Annotated in this window: 15 protein-coding genes and 1 pseudogene; 9 read left to right on the top strand and 7 right to left on the bottom strand. The window is 57.4% G+C overall.

From position 1 onward, the window contains the following. The 7 genes and pseudogenes from FJ320_11970 to FJ320_11940 all read left to right on the top strand — a co-directional run. On the top strand, positions 1–541 hold a 541-nt coding region (locus tag FJ320_11970; protein ID MBM3926670.1), incomplete at its 5' end, for an enoyl-CoA hydratase/isomerase family protein. 16 nt (positions 542–557) lie between these two features. Next, positions 558–1303 (top strand): annotated as a pseudogene (locus FJ320_11965) (dienelactone hydrolase family protein). A gap of 92 nt (positions 1304–1395) precedes the next feature. Then, positions 1396–2451 (top strand): 2-dehydropantoate 2-reductase, encoded by a 1056-nt coding sequence (locus FJ320_11960; protein ID MBM3926669.1) that lies wholly within the window; start codon positions 1396–1398, stop codon positions 2449–2451. Between the two features lie 232 nt (positions 2452–2683). Beyond that, positions 2684–3829, top strand: coding sequence for a hypothetical protein (locus FJ320_11955; GenBank protein ID MBM3926668.1), 1146 nt, complete (start codon positions 2684–2686; stop codon positions 3827–3829). Between the two features lie 156 nt (positions 3830–3985). Further along, positions 3986–4372 carry a RidA family protein gene (locus FJ320_11950; protein MBM3926667.1) on the top strand — a complete coding sequence of 129 codons (387 nt, stop codon included), beginning with the start codon at positions 3986–3988 and terminating at the stop codon, positions 4370–4372. A gap of 49 nt (positions 4373–4421) precedes the next feature. After that, positions 4422–4553 (top strand): hypothetical protein, encoded by a 132-nt coding sequence (locus FJ320_11945; GenBank protein MBM3926666.1) that lies wholly within the window; start codon positions 4422–4424, stop codon positions 4551–4553. 6 nt (positions 4554–4559) lie between these two features. Next, positions 4560–4703, top strand: a complete 144-nt coding sequence (locus FJ320_11940) for a desulfoferrodoxin (GenBank protein ID MBM3926665.1) — start codon at positions 4560–4562, stop codon at positions 4701–4703. On the opposite strand, the gene prmC is transcribed toward FJ320_11940, so the two are convergent. The 7 genes from prmC to FJ320_11905 all read right to left on the bottom strand — a co-directional run bounded on the left by prmC (position 4700) and on the right by FJ320_11905 (position 10961). Next, positions 4700–5572 (bottom strand): peptide chain release factor N(5)-glutamine methyltransferase, encoded by an 873-nt coding sequence (gene prmC, locus FJ320_11935; GenBank protein MBM3926664.1) that lies wholly within the window; start codon positions 5570–5572, stop codon positions 4700–4702. The genes FJ320_11940 and prmC overlap by 4 nt on opposite strands. A gap of 46 nt (positions 5573–5618) precedes the next feature. Continuing rightward, a complete protein-coding gene (gene prfA / locus FJ320_11930; GenBank protein ID MBM3926663.1) occupies positions 5619–6701 on the bottom strand; it encodes a peptide chain release factor 1 in 1083 nt (360 codons plus the stop codon). 88 nt (positions 6702–6789) lie between these two features. Then, positions 6790–8199 carry an amidase gene (locus FJ320_11925; GenBank protein ID MBM3926662.1) on the bottom strand — a complete coding sequence of 470 codons (1410 nt, stop codon included), beginning with the start codon at positions 8197–8199 and terminating at the stop codon, positions 6790–6792. Positions 8200–8202: 3 nt separating this feature from the next. Next, positions 8203–8400 carry a hypothetical protein gene (locus tag FJ320_11920; protein MBM3926661.1) on the bottom strand — a complete coding sequence of 66 codons (198 nt, stop codon included), beginning with the start codon at positions 8398–8400 and terminating at the stop codon, positions 8203–8205. 1 nt (position 8401) lies between these two features. Next, positions 8402–8707, bottom strand: a complete 306-nt coding sequence (locus FJ320_11915) for a hypothetical protein (protein MBM3926660.1) — start codon at positions 8705–8707, stop codon at positions 8402–8404. Between the two features lie 2 nt (positions 8708–8709). Continuing rightward, positions 8710–10128, bottom strand: a complete 1419-nt coding sequence (locus FJ320_11910; protein ID MBM3926659.1) for an aldehyde dehydrogenase family protein — start codon at positions 10126–10128, stop codon at positions 8710–8712. A 71-nt stretch (positions 10129–10199) separates the two neighbouring features. Next, positions 10200–10961 carry a DUF2437 domain-containing protein gene (locus FJ320_11905; protein MBM3926658.1) on the bottom strand — a complete coding sequence of 254 codons (762 nt, stop codon included), beginning with the start codon at positions 10959–10961 and terminating at the stop codon, positions 10200–10202. A gap of 251 nt (positions 10962–11212) precedes the next feature. Between FJ320_11905 and FJ320_11900 the strand changes: the two genes are divergently transcribed. Both FJ320_11900 and FJ320_11895 read left to right on the top strand, forming a co-directional pair. After that, positions 11213–12631, top strand: coding sequence for a DUF1800 domain-containing protein (locus FJ320_11900; GenBank protein MBM3926657.1), 1419 nt, complete (start codon positions 11213–11215; stop codon positions 12629–12631). Positions 12632–12754: 123 nt separating this feature from the next. Beyond that, on the top strand, positions 12755–13885 hold the full coding sequence (locus tag FJ320_11895) for a DUF1501 domain-containing protein (protein MBM3926656.1): 1131 nt from the start codon (positions 12755–12757) through the stop codon (positions 13883–13885). The last annotated feature ends 9 nt before the right edge of the window (positions 13886–13894 follow it).

Below are 13894 nucleotides of genomic sequence, written 5' to 3'. Positions count from 1 at the left end.
TTATACCGACGCCCAAAAGGAGGAGGCCCAGCCTACCAGGTACAACGCCCAGTGGAAAATCGCCACCTGCAAGAAGCCCATCATCGGCGCTATCAACGGCTTATGCTATGGCGGCGGCACTATTCTGGCTACCTCGCTGGACTTCCTGGTGGGCTGCGAGCGCTCCAAGTTCCGGTTCCTGGCAGTTGCATATGGACAGCTTAACGGCACCTGGACTTTGCAGCACATGATCGGCTGGCCTAAGGCCAAGGAGCTTCTCTACAGCGGTCGAGTTGTCGAGGCCGAGGAAGCGCGGCAACTGGGGCTGCTGAACCACCTGGTCCCCGCCAGCAAGCTCATGGATAAGGCGCGCGAGTTGGCTTCACTCATCGCAGCCAACTACCCTACATCGGTTCAGGGGGTTAAAGCCCTCATTATCGATGGTCTGGGCCGCTCATGGAGACAGCAGTGGGACGCCGAGTTTGATGCGCGGCACGGGCAGTACAAAGGACTCCCAGTGGAAGAAGGCTTCAAAGAGTTTATCCAGCGCAAGGGCCGTTAGTATTGGAAAGTGCCTGATGCCTAAAATTGATATCTACGACCCCCTCCTCGCTGAGGTTGTCAAATATCCCGGTCATAACGGCGACATTGTTACCTCATATCTTGGACGACCTCTGGAGCCCGGCCCTTTCCCGGGTGTCGTAGTCATTCACCACCGGCAGGGTGGGACGACTGGTGGAAAGAAGCCGCTCTCAGGCTGGCCCGTCGAGGCTACGCCGCCATCTGTCCTAACCTTTACTCCCGCGCCGGCCCCGGCGACCCGCTGGAGGTCGCCGACCGTGTCAAAGCTCAGGGTGGCCTGTCGGATAACCGGGCCGTCGGCGACGTGGAGGGCAGCGGCCGGTACCTTCTATCTCTTCCCTACATCAATGGTAAGCTCGGCCTCTTCGGCGGGCGGCATTCGTACCTGGCGGCATGCCGCTCAAAGCTGTTTCGCGCATGCGTAGACCTGTGGGGCGGGCTTGTGGTCATGTCGAAGGAGGAGTTGACAGCGGCTATGCCCGTCGCGCCCATCGAATACACTAAAGACCTGGCTTGTCCAGTATTGGGACTCTTCGGCCAGGACGACAAGAGTCCCAGCCCGGCCCACGTGGCCCAGCAAGAAAAAGAGATGAAGAAATACGGCAAGGTTTATGAATTCCATAGCTATCCAGGGGCAGCCCACGCCTTCTTTAACTACAACACGCCTAACTACCGGCACCACGCGGCTATGGACGGCTGGCAGAAGGTCTTTGCTTTCTTTGAGAAGCATCTGAGCAAGTAGGTCACAGCTTCCTACCGAACCTGACTTCTTGCCAAACTACAGGTGTTCCTCCACAATCTTCACGCATTAACTCCGTAGGAGCGCACCACCCCATGCCCCTTAAGATTAAGAAAAACTCTAAAAAAATCGGCGTCATAGGCGTCGGCGCCATTGGGGGCACCATTGGCGGGCCCCTCACCAAGGCCGGCTACGATGTCACCCTCATAGACCAGTGGCCTGAAAACGTCAACACAATGAAGCAGAGGGGCCTCCGGGTCAGCGGGACTCACGGCGACCAGCAGATTCCGGTCAAGGCCTTACATCTCTCCGAGGTCAGCGCCCTAAACCCGCGGTTCGACTGGATCTTTATCTGTGTCAAGTCTTACGACACGAAATGGGCCACCCAGTTCGTGCTGTCTTATCTCAAGTCTGACGGCGCGATAGTGTCGGCCCAGAACAGCATAAATGAGGACTGGATATGTCCTATCGCCGGCTACACCCGGGTCCTGTCCTGCATCCTCACTCTGGGCGGCGCGATGTACGAGCCGGCTAACGCCCTCCGCACCAACGAGCCGGAGGCGCTAGCCATCACCGTCGGCGAGCTGCATGGCCGCGTTACGCCTCGGCTTGAAGAACTAGCGCAGATGATGTCCGCCGTCGGTATAACGAAGACCACGTCAAATACCTGGGGCGAGCGATGGGCTAAGCTGGCGGTCAACTGCATGGTCAACCCTATGGCCGGCATTACTGGCCTTTCGTCCGCCGAGGTGCGCCGCAATCCCGCCACTCGCCGGATTCTCATACGCGCCGCGGCTGAGGCCATCCGGGTAGGGCAGGCCCTGGGGATTACAGTCGAGCCTATTAACGGCATTCCCGCGCAGAAGTATCTTCAGGCCGACTCAGATGCCGCAGCTATGGAGGATGTGGAGACAGAAATGGCATTTCGGTCCAAGGAGCGGGGGGAGGGTCTGCCCTCCATGCTTCAAGACCTCATGAAGAAGCGCCGGACTGAAATTGACTACCTCAACGGCTACGTAGTCGAGAAGGGGAAGCAGGCCAATGTCCCTACCCCTATCAACGAAGCTATCACCAGCTTACTGACTAGAGTGGAGAGACAGGGCCTTAAGCCGGATATATCCAACCTGAGGCCGCTGGAGCGCTATAACTAGGGTGACCGGCGACGTCGGCGCCTTTCTCCGCACTTCATAAAAAGAGCAGGGCAGGAGGAAGCCTGGGTTTCTCTCGAATTATCCTTTTTTTAGACGTTAAAAACTCTTGCCAATAGTCTTACTATACCCTTATAATACGCCTCCAGTTTTGACTGGTGTAATCCGTTTTCCGTACTGTAGCGTAGTTAAATAGCGAAAATAATCCCTTCGCGACAGCGGTATAGGAGGTTCAATGTACTTTTTCAGGCTAATCTCAGTTTCTCTTCTGGCTGCCCTTCTGGCAATTCTTATCCCCGCCAGTCTGGCGCAAGCCAATATCCAAGGTGATGCGGTGATAAAAGAGTCCGCCCCCGGTCCCTCTGACAAGCTGGTGGTAAACCTGACCAACGTAACAAAGCTCAACGCTAACGAGGCTTATGAAGGCTGGCTGGTTACCGACAACGGGAGCGCTAGGATAAGCGTGGGCATCCTGGCTGTAAACGCCAGCGGTGTTGTCGCTCACACGTATTCAAACCCCGAGAAGCGCAATCTGGCCTCGATATACGATAAGTTTGAGATCACCATTGAGCCTGTCCCGGATAGCAGCGCCAACGCGTCCACCAAAGTTGCTTATCGCGACCAGCTTCCTTCGGGCGCCTTGCCTCATATTCGCCACCTCCTTTATTCGCTAAACGGCAACCCGAACTACACCTCCGGGCCTCATAACGGCGTGCCTAAGGGCATAACTGTCGGCCTGCGGGAGCAGACTGATCTGGCGCATTACCATGCCGGCGTGGCAGCTGCTTCCACGACGCTTAGCGATGTGAAGCTCCATCTTGCCAACGTCATTAACATTGTGGAAGGTTCTGCCGGCGCCAACTTCGTCGCTTCCTCCGGCAATCCGGGCGACGGAGCAGGCGTTCTCAAGTATGCTGGACTGGCCAAGACTCACGCTCAGCTGGCGCTAACAGCTTCCTCCGGCGACGTTGTTATAACCAGGTTCGAGCCTAACGTTTCCCAGTCCTCAGATAACGTAGCCAGTTGGGCCGGTCAGGCCCGCGACGCTGCCATCCAGGGCCGCGCCACCGACTCCCTGACGGTAGCTAAGGCTTACGCCTCCAATGCCGAACTCCTGCTGAATAGGTCCCTTCATGGATTCGACGCCAACCGCGACGGCACCATCACATGGGGTACCGGTGAGGGCGGAGCCGCTCAGGCGCACCTGGGCGCCCAGAACATGGCTACTTACAATCCCATAGTGTTTGTTCCCGCTCCTGTGCCTCCTTCAACCGGCGATGTCAGCTACACAGTGTTCGCTGTCATTGCCCTAGCAGCAGGCGCCTTCATTCTGGTCAGCGGCGGGTACTTCCTGCGCCGCAATCGCAGGGTTCACGCTTAACCAATAGACTCCTGAAGAAAAGGCCCCCGATAGTCGGGGGCCTTTCTTTTTCTCAATCTGCTATTGGTATGAATTAAGGATAAGGGGAGACTTATGCCTCTACAGTCCTTATAATGCGCTTCCATCGGGCGCGAGTTTAATTTACAGGAGGCCAATATGAGGAAGACACGGAATAACCATCAATCAATAGCTCCAACCATTGGAAACTATGTGCGCAGTATTCGCGCCGGTGATATGCTTTTCATTTCCGGCTGCACCGCTGTTAATACCCCCGCTGAGGCCGCCGACGTTCTCACTCAGGCAAAGGTAACCCTGGATAGGATCAAACGCATTGTAGAAGCGGAAGGCGGCAAGCCTTCAGACGTGGTCCGCATGGTGATATATGTCACCGACATGCCTGCCTTCAGGCCGCTGATATCAAAATTCGATGCGCTGGTGGAAGAGGTCTTCAAGGGGCAGTACCCAACCAGCACACTAGTAGCGTCGCCCGGACTGGCAAGGGCCGGACTTAAGATAGAGATAGAGGCCACCGCCGCCTTCTAGGCGTTGACCCGTTTGCGTCTGAATGACTAGAATTAAAGCTATCAAGAGCATGGGGATTGTTGTGGCAAACCAAACAGGGAAGCGGTACGTCTGCGCAAAATGCGGTTCTGAATTACTGGTGACTAAAGGCGGCAGCGGCGCTCTCACATGCTGCGGCCAGCCCATGCAACTAAAGTCTTAAATCTTCATGGCCAATCAATTAGGAAAAAGGTATGCCTGCAAAAAGTGCGGCACCCTGGTTTTGTGCGTTAAGGCAGGCGTGGGCGTAGCTGTCTGCTGCGATCAGCCCATGGAGGTCCAGGCCCCCCGCAGTCTGCCCTCCTCCGACTAGTCCAGCAGGCTGTCGGACTCAAGTAAGAAGTATCGGTCCAGCCCCGCCAGGTCCTTCTCCACTGACATCGCAGCATTTGGAAATAGGTCTTTCGAGAAGGCTTTTAGCGGTTCTGATTGTCCTTCATCGATTTCCAGGAGAATGGACCCGCCAGCGGCTAGCTTCCTCTTAGCCTGCATCAGCATTCTCTTGATTACATTCAATCCATCAGGGCCTCCGTCCAGGGCTTGACGCGGCTCCCATCGCACCTCGGGTTGCAGATTGGGGAGGCGGCTGGTGGGAATGTAGGGGAGGTTGGCGATGATCAGGTCCAAAGGACTCGCGATAGGCTCCAGAAGGTCCCCCTCCAACAACTTTACCCTGTGGCCCAGTCCGTATTTACACAAGTTTCGATGGGCCACTCCCAGCGCCTCGCGAGAAGAATCAGCAGCCATAACCTCTTCAAGACCGGCCTCCTTGGCTAGAACAACAGCCACTGCTCCACTACCAGTACCTACATCGACAACCTTCCGTGAGGGCTTCTTAGCTTGCAGCCGGCGGCAAAGGGCCATTGCTATCTCGACCAATCCTTCAGTCTCCGGCCTGGGTATGAGAACGTCCGGCGTGACAATGATATCCAGGCCGTAGAAGGGCCAGTGGCCGAAGATGTATGCCAGAGGTTCACGCTTGGCGCGGCAGGATACGATGTGTTCCAGCTTCTCGGCTAGAATGGACGAGACTGACTCCATGGCCTGGAGGTGTAGTTGGGTACGGTCTAGGCCAAGAGTTTCTCGCAGAATCAATTCCGACTCGGTCCATGCCTCTTCTTCAGATATGCCAGCCTTGAGTAAGGCTTGGCGAATATCCAGGAGCCATTGGGCTATAGTCATGGACACATCCAGGATTTAGAAGCCGCAAATCGAAAGCTAACGGGGGCTAGACGGCCAGGGCTGCTTCCAGGTTTTTGACCTGCTCGTCGGCGGTTAGTGCTTCAATGACATCATCGAGGCCGCCGTCCATGATGCGTGGCAGGCCGTAGAAGCTCTGGCCTATACGGTGGTCAGTCAGCCGGTCCTGGGGGAAATTATAGGTGCGGACCTTCTCCGCCCGCTCGGCGCCGCCCACCTGAGCGCGTCTGGACTCGGAGATCTCGGACTCGCGTTTCTCCCGCTCTGCTTCGTACAAGCGCGCGCGTAGGATTTCCATAGCCCGCTGCCTGTTCTTGTGCTGGGAGCGCTCGTCCTGGCAGGTGACCACCAGGCCGGTTGGCAAATGGACAATGCGAATGGCGGTAGCCACTTTGTTCACGTTCTGGCCGCCGGCGCCGCCAGCGTGGAACACGTCGATGCGAAGCTCGTCAGGGTTCACCTTCACGTCCAACTCCTCGGCCTCCGGCAGCACCGCCACTGTAGCGGTAGAGGTGTGGATACGCCCGGAGGCTTCGGTCAGGGGAACCCGCTGTACCCTATGGACGCCGCGTTCATACTTCAGCCTGCTGAAAGCCCCATCACCCTTGACCGCGAACACAACCTCGCTGAAGCCTTCCATCTCCTCGGGGTTGGAATCGAGCACCTCCACCTGCCAGCCCTGCCGCTGAGCGTAGCGACTATACATTCGATAGAGGTCGCCCGCAAAGATGCCCGCCTCACGCCCACCGGCGCCTTTCCTGACTTCCACGATAACGTTACGCTCGTCGTTGGGGTCTTTAGGCAACAACGATATCTTTATTTTGCGCTCGAGAGTTTCGGCACGCTCCGACGAGCTTTGCAATTCTTCCTTAGCCAGAGCGAGGAGTTCATCGTCGTCTTCGCCTTCGATGATGGCCCTGGCATCATTCTGCTGCTTTTGGGCCTTCTTCAGCTCCTGATATATTTTGACGGTCTCATCAAGGCCGGCGCTCTCTTTTGCCAGGACTTGGAACTTGGCGTAGTCAGCGGCTATGTCCGGCTGGGACATTAGCTCGGAAAGCTCTTTATATCGAGCCTCTATAGAGTCCAATTTTTCGTAAAGAGATGTCATTAGGGCCTTACTAAAGCGTTATCTACAATCCTATTGTACGCCAGCCGACATTAGAGCAACAACAAAACCACACGCCAACAACACTGTCCTAAATGGGCGGACGCCTCTCATGCCAGTCGGTGGCTTGCTGGTAGGAATAGCCAGTGTTGAGCACGGTGGCTTCGTCAAAAGGACGCCCGGCCAATTGCAGACCTACGGGTAAGCCTTCCACAAATCCACAGGGCACAGACAGGGCGGGAAAGCCAGTGATGTTGAAGGGGCGGGTGTATTGAGTCAAAGCGCCGATGGCGCCGATAGGCACACCGTTAACTCGAAGGTCTGTAGCCTCAATGAGGGGCGCGACCACAGGCTCGGTGGGGCCAACCAGCAAGTCCACATCTTTCAGTAGTCCCAGGGTCTCCTGGTTGTAGGCCTCCCTAGCCCTTAAAGCAGTTAGATAGTCCTCGGCGGTAATGAACAGCCCCACCTCCAGCCTCCAGCGTATGGAAGGGTCATACTCCCTGCCTCGCTTCAGCAACTGGTCGCGATGGTAAGCCGTGGCCTCGGCATAAATTAGGGGTGTGGAGATGGTAGCCGAGTGCTTGTACATAGGCCACGACACTTTTTTGACCGTGGCCCCGATCTTCTTGAAGACACCTAAAGCCTCTTCAACCGACGCCCGCACCCTTGGGTCGACGGGCGATTGCCAGTACTCCTCCGGAACGCCAATCCTCAAGCCCTTGACTTTTCCAGTCAGCGACTCCCGATAATCCGGGACTTCTTGCTTAGAGGTTGCGGGGTCTTTAGGGTCATAGCCAGCCATCGACTGCAGGGCGATGGCGCAGTCTTCTACCGTCCGGGCCATGGGGCCGGGGTGGTCTAGTGTCCAGGCCAGGGGCTCGACGCCGTAGCGGCTGACGCGGCCGTAAGTGGGTTTAATGCCGCTGATGCCGCACAGAGACGCTGGGATTCGGACGGAGCCGCCGGTGTCGGTGCCGGTAGCTAGGGGGCACTGACCAGAGGCCACAGCTGAACCAGAGCCGCCGCTGGAGCCGCCAGCCAACCGACCCACATCCCAAGGGTTGTGCATGTGACCGTAGTCGGCGTTAAGCCCGGTGGGGCCGAAGGCGAATTGATGGAGATTGGTCTTGCCGAAGATGATGGCGCCAGCATTTTTTAGCCTGGAGACTACGGTGCTATCGCGGTCGGCCACAAAGCGGTCCAGAATTTTGGAGCCGCAGGTGTTGCGCATTCCTTCCACGTGGAACAGGTCCTTTTGCGCGAAGGGTATGCCGTGCAGCGGCCCCTTATACTCACCCTTAGTTATCTCCTTCTCGGCTTTTCGCGCCGCCGCCAGAGCCTCATCGCCCGGAGGAGTTATGAAGGAGTTAAGCCTAGATTCGGTTGCCTCGACACGATGAAGACACGCTTCGGTCAGTTCTACAGGCGAGAGCTTCTTTGTCGATATAAGCTCGGACAGCTTGCCGACGCTCAAGTAATGAAGTTCTGAGACAGACACAGTCTACTCCCTGGCCGGCGAGAAGATGTTTGACGGCTCCACATCTCCCAAATCCAACTTGCGAAGCTGCTCGATGACGCCCATGAACTCAGTGTAGTGCTTGTAGACCTCATCCATGTGCTCGCCATCCGAGGTGTCGAGTCCATTGAGGGCGGCCAGCTTGAGGAAGTCATGCTTTGAAATCTTGGGGCCTTCCGGCATATTAGGACTCCTTCAGTTCGATGAGAATGTTGCGATGGCGAGTCTTGCCCACGTTGGTGACACGATGGGGCTGGTGCTTTTCGGCGTAACGCCACTGGCCTGGTATGGGATGGGTCTCGTCACCGGCGCCATCCTCCATTTCACGCTTCATGTAGCTTTCGGTCAATCCCACGGTTATGTAATCCATAGTATGGTGGTGCCAGGCGCTGGACTCGCCGGGGGCCAGGTTAAGCTCCCAAATCTTGACCTTGTCGTTCTCGAAGAGGAGCTTGGTAGCTACGTCGCCGAGCTTGTGTTTGCTTGCCATATTTACTCCTGTAGGTGGAAGACCACCATCTTCAGTTCGGTCATCTCCTCCACAGCATATCTCGGTCCCTCCTTACCCATGCCGCTTTCTTTGAGACCGCCGTAAGGCATCAGGTCGGCGCGCCACTGGGGACCGGAGTTGATCATCAGGTTACCCGAATCTACCTCACGAGCGAACTTCATAGCCCAGTCGATGTTCTGGGTAAAAATGCCGGCGCTGAGTCCGTATTTGGAGTCATTGGCAAGGGCGATGGCCTCGTTGATATCTCCGAAGCGCGTCACTGCCACCGCTGGCCCGAACAGCTCGTCGCGCGATATCCGCATCTGGGGCTTGACGTCGGCAACGACAGTGGGCTGATGCATCCTGCCTTGCCGCGACCCGCCAGCGACAACTCGCGCCCCCTGTCCCACCGCCTCTTTAATCCACTCATTTACGCGAGCGGCGTCGGCCTCTCGGATCATTGGACCCATCCTGACCTTTTCGTCCAGGGGATTGCCGGTGGTAATGCCCTCCACGGCGGGTTTGAGAGCATCCAGGAAGTCGCCGTAGGCCTTATTGCCAATCAGGACTCGCTGGGTGGATATACATACTTGGCCGGCGTTGGAGTAGCCGCTGGAGACCGTGGCGGCCACGACCTTTTCCATGTCCGCGTCAGGCATGATTATGAGGGGGCTGTTGGAACCCAGCTCCATGGTCACCTTCTTAAGGCCCGCTGTTTTCACTATATGCTCACCCACGTCGCGGCTGCCGGTGAAGGTAATCTTGCGCACTCGTGAGTCGGCGCAGAGAAGGTCGCCGATTTTGCCGCCGGGGCCGGTTATGCACTGGACGCCTTCCGGCGGGCATCCAGCTTCCAGGAGCACTTCCGTTAGTTTTAGAGCCGAAAGGGGTGTGTTGCTGGCTGGTTTTATTATGACTGAGTTACCGGCGGCCAAGGCAGGCCCCACTTTATGACAAACCAGGTTAAGAGGAAAGTTGAAGGGGCTGATGGCTACGACTACGCCGCAGGGTACCCTGATGGTGAAACCGAACTGGCGGGTTACGCCTGGAACACCATCCAGGGGAACCGTCTCGCCATGAATCCTCTTAGCTTCCTCGGCAGAAAGGGTGATGGTCTGGACGGCCCGCTGCACTTCGGCGCGGCTTTCGGCGATGACCTTGCCCTCTTCCAGGGTTATGGTACGGGCGAAGTCCTCGGCGCGCTGGCTTATGAGGTCAGCGGCTTTACGGAGAATGGTGTAACGGTCGTAAGCTGAGAGCCTGCGCATGGTTGGGGCGCCCTTTAGGGCGGTGGCAAGGGCTGTCTCAACATCCTCAGCGTCGGCTTTGGGGACTGTGTCTACTATAGAGCCGTCGTAAGGATTGATGACTTCTGCGGTGTTTCTCTTACTTACCCACTCCCCGCCGATATACATCTTCATGCCACACCTCCTGGACTGAATACGCGCCCCATGAGCGGCGGCCGGCCGCTCATGGGGCTTCCGTCTTTGAATTATGCCTCGTTCTTGACTGGATTGCGAAGGACGCCTACGCCTTCGACTTCCACCTCCACTGTGTCGCCGTCATGCAATTGGGCGGTCTTACCGGGCGTGCCGGTATAAATGACATCGCCAGGCTCTAGGGTTATCGATTTAGTCACGTGGGCGATGACTTCTTGCAGATTGAAGAGGAACATTTTGGTATTCTCTTCCTGGACCACCTTCCCGTTAACTCGAGCCTTCAAGTTCAGATTATCGGGGTTCAGGCCGGTGGCGATGTAGGGGCCCAGGGCGCTGAAAGTGTCCGACGCCTTGGCGCGCCACCATTGGCCGTCCCCGCGCTGCCATTCGCGGGCGCTGACGTCGTTGCCGCAGGTGTAGCCGAGGACGTGCTTGAGGGCGTCCTCTTTGGCGACGTGTTTACACCGGTCTTTGATAATAGCCACCAACTCACCCTCCTCGTCGACGCGGCCCGTGAAGGACTTGGGCAGGATAATGTTCTCGTTGGGGCCGACTACGGACGACGGGAGCTTGTAGAAGATTAGAGGCTCTTTCATGGGGTCTCGCTCGCCGAGGTGGCTCTTGTAGTTGAGCCCGACAGCGAGGATTTTCCCGGGGGTGCAGGGAGCCAGCAGCTTCACATCAGCCAGCGTGTGGGTACGGTCCGTCACTTCGTACTTCCCGAAAATGCTTCCCTTGATCTGCTTCACTGCGTTGCCTTCCACTACCCCGTAGGCGACTTCGCCGTGAGCATGATAACGCGCGAATTTAGGCATCTCTTGTCCCTTTCTAAATGTCTTAGCCTCTTTCGAGTTAGGGTAATTTTAGGGGCAGACCTGGATTAAATCCAGCCCCGTTAAGGAAGAGAGTAAACGTTACCGTCCGCAAAGCTAGTTCAAAGCTAAATTCTTGACACTTTTTTACAGTAAAAACTATAATGTTCACGTTCCAAAGGCTTTGGCGAAGCCCACGCTTTTGGAGCCTTACCTGGACAAAACAAGAACTATTTTGCAAGAAAGGAAAGGCCATGCCGACGAAGAAAGAGATAGCGTTGATGGCGCACCTGATGCGCCGGGCGGGGTTTGGGGCCTCTTATGAGGAGCTTGAGGCCCGGGCCAAGAAGGGCTACGAGCAGACCGTGGAGGAGCTTATCGACCCGGATGCCCACGGCGTGCCCCGCTACGACGACCTCACCTTAGCCCGCTACTACCCCGACATGGAAGTCCCCTCCGCCCCCGCCATGGGCACCTCCAACTTCATGTACCACCTCTACACCACCCACAGACCCCTTCAGGAGAAGATCACCCTTTTCTGGCATATGGTCTTCGCCACCGGCAACTCCAAGGTCGACAACCCCCCGGAGATGCTCCAGCAGATCCAGATGTTCCGCGACTACGGCATGGGCAACTACCGCGACATGCTTATCCGCCTTTCCAAAGACCCTGCCATGATCTTCTGGCTGGACAACAACCAGAACCACAAAAAGGCCCCCAACGAGAACTGGGGCCGCGAACTCCTCGAACTCTTCTCCATGGGACAGGGCCACTACAGTGAGGACGACGTCAAGATGGCCGCAAGAGCCTTCACCGGCTGGACCATCGGCCCCAAGATACCCAGGACCCCCTACCAGCGCCACCACTGGACCTTCGAGTATAGGGAAGAGGACCACGACGATTCCGAAAAGACTTTCTTAGGCAGAAAGGGCAAGTTCAACGGCGAGGACATCATAAACATCATCCTGGAAGAGACCTCCTGCCACAAGTTCATCGCGCGCCACCTCTACAACTTCTTCGTGGAGGATGAGGTCCAGGTCCCCTCATGGCTGGACGTGCCCTCCAAGAACCCCAAGGCTGTCGACGCCATCGCCAAGGTGTTCAAGGACTCAGGCTTCGACGTCAAAAGCACTTTAAGGTTCCTTTTCAACGCGCCCTTCTTCAAGGACGAGAAGGTGTGGTGGGCCAAGGTGAAAAACCCCGCTGAAGTGGTGGCCGGCACTATCCGGCTTATCGGGGACTTCAAGGAGCCCAGGCCCGGGGTGCTTGAAATCGGACTGGAAGGGGCGTATCAAGGCCAGGAGCTTATCAACCCCCCCTCAGTGGAAGGCTGGCACACAGGAAGCGAGTGGATCGACACCGGGGCTTTGGTAAGACGGGTCAACTTCATGGCCAACAAGCTGGGAGACCCCGCCTTCCCCGGCGTCGCCTCCATGATCAACCGGCTGGGCTCCAAGTCCACCCTGACTCCCGAGGAGTTGGTGGACGGCTCATTGGAGCTGCTGGGACACCTGGAGCTGAACTCCGGCACCAGGAAGGAGCTTATCGAGCACGCACGAGCGGGCGGGCCGCTTAAGCGGGGGACTACCGAGGCCGAGCGCCGGGCCTTTGCCGCCAGGGTCTCCGAGATGCTCCAGCTCATCGCCGCCACAAGGGAGTACCAGTTCTGCTAGAAGCGTATAGAGGGCCTTCTCCATGGTCTTTAAGCGGGCCATGGGGAGGGCCGGTTAGGCTTAGGGTGATAGAATACAGACAAGCTAGTTTGGTCTAAAAGCAATCTATAAGGAGAGAAGTAAATGGCAAAGAAAGACCCAGTGTTGGCAGTGTTCCAGCTCACCGGCGGCAACGACTACTTCAACACCATCATTCCCCTAAACAAATACGGCAAGTACCGCGACTACCGCACCACCGTCTATATCCCGGAGAACGAGGCGGTGCGCATTGACGACAATTACGGGCTGCACCCTGAGATGGCGCCGCTTAAGAAGTTCTGGGACGAAGGGAAGATGGCCATTATCCACGGGATAGGCTATGAGAACTCCCCCCGTTCCCACTTCCGCTCCATGGACATCTGGCACACGTGCGAACCCACCAAGGTGGGGACCGAGGGCTGGGTGGGAAGAGGCATCAAGCAGCTGGACCCCAAAAAGGACAACGTTCTGACCGGTGTGAACTTCGGCCAGGGGCTGCCCCGCGCCATGGCTATGCCCGGGGTGCCGGTAGCCAGCGTGTCCGACATCGAGAACTACGGGGTGCTCACCGGCATCAACGGAGAGGAGCAGAGGAAGCGGGCCTTGGAGCGCTTCGCCCGGGTCTACTCCCCTGCCATAGGAAGGGGCCCTGTGATGGACTACCTGGGCCAGACGGGCCTTGACGCCTTAAAGGGCGCGGACATTCTCAAGGTGGCCCCGCAGATGTACAAAAGCGGGGTGGAGTACGCCAACACCCCCATAGCCAAGAAGTTCCGCGCCATGGCCATGGTGCACCTGGCTAATCTGGGGACGCGGTTCCTTTACACCCAGCACGCCAGCTTCGACACCCACGCCTCGCAGATGCCCGGGCACAAGCAGCTGTGGAAGGACTCGGCCCGGGCGGTGGCGGACTTTTTCGCCGACCTCAGGGAGCACAAGGCCTCGGACAACGTGGTCCTGGTCATGTTCACGGAGTTCGGGCGGAGGGTGCGGGACAACGGCTCAGGGACGGACCATGGGGCTGGCGGAGTGGCCATAGCCATAGGGGAGGGCGTGAAGGGCGGGCACTACTCCGAGTACCCGTCCATGGAGGAGAAGGACCTGCAGGAAGGAGACCTGGCCCCCAATTACGACTTCCGTGGCTTCTACACCTCCCTTTTGGAGCAGCACATGAAGATGGACTCCAAGTCCGTCGTCGGCGGCGCTTTCGAGCAGCTCCCCTTTATCAGAAAGTAAACTAGCCGC

The sequence above is a fragment of the SAR202 cluster bacterium genome (assembly GCA_016872285.1).
GTDB lineage: Bacteria > Chloroflexota > Dehalococcoidia > Lucifugimonadales.
The sequence above is the reverse complement of the archived record's forward strand: the minus strand, read 5'-3'. Positions and strand labels throughout refer to the sequence as shown.

Coding starts and splice junctions, on each gene's coding strand:
- FJ320_11960 (MBM3926669.1), top strand. CDS start 1,396: ATGCCCCTTAAGATTAAGAAAAACTCTAAAAAAATCGGCGTCATAGGC.
- FJ320_11955 (MBM3926668.1), top strand. CDS start 2,684: ATGTACTTTTTCAGGCTAATCTCAGTTTCTCTTCTGGCTGCCCTTCTG.
- FJ320_11950 (MBM3926667.1), top strand. CDS start 3,986: ATGAGGAAGACACGGAATAACCATCAATCAATAGCTCCAACCATTGGA.
- FJ320_11945 (MBM3926666.1), top strand. CDS start 4,422: ATGGGGATTGTTGTGGCAAACCAAACAGGGAAGCGGTACGTCTGCGCA.
- FJ320_11940 (MBM3926665.1), top strand. CDS start 4,560: ATGGCCAATCAATTAGGAAAAAGGTATGCCTGCAAAAAGTGCGGCACC.
- prmC (MBM3926664.1), bottom strand. CDS start 5,572: ATGACTATAGCCCAATGGCTCCTGGATATTCGCCAAGCCTTACTCAAG.
- prfA (MBM3926663.1), bottom strand. CDS start 6,701: ATGACATCTCTTTACGAAAAATTGGACTCTATAGAGGCTCGATATAAA.
- FJ320_11920 (MBM3926661.1), bottom strand. CDS start 8,400: ATGCCGGAAGGCCCCAAGATTTCAAAGCATGACTTCCTCAAGCTGGCC.
- FJ320_11915 (MBM3926660.1), bottom strand. CDS start 8,707: ATGGCAAGCAAACACAAGCTCGGCGACGTAGCTACCAAGCTCCTCTTC.
- FJ320_11910 (MBM3926659.1), bottom strand. CDS start 10,128: ATGAAGATGTATATCGGCGGGGAGTGGGTAAGTAAGAGAAACACCGCA.
- FJ320_11905 (MBM3926658.1), bottom strand. CDS start 10,961: ATGCCTAAATTCGCGCGTTATCATGCTCACGGCGAAGTCGCCTACGGG.
- FJ320_11900 (MBM3926657.1), top strand. CDS start 11,213: ATGCCGACGAAGAAAGAGATAGCGTTGATGGCGCACCTGATGCGCCGG.
- FJ320_11895 (MBM3926656.1), top strand. CDS start 12,755: ATGGCAAAGAAAGACCCAGTGTTGGCAGTGTTCCAGCTCACCGGCGGC.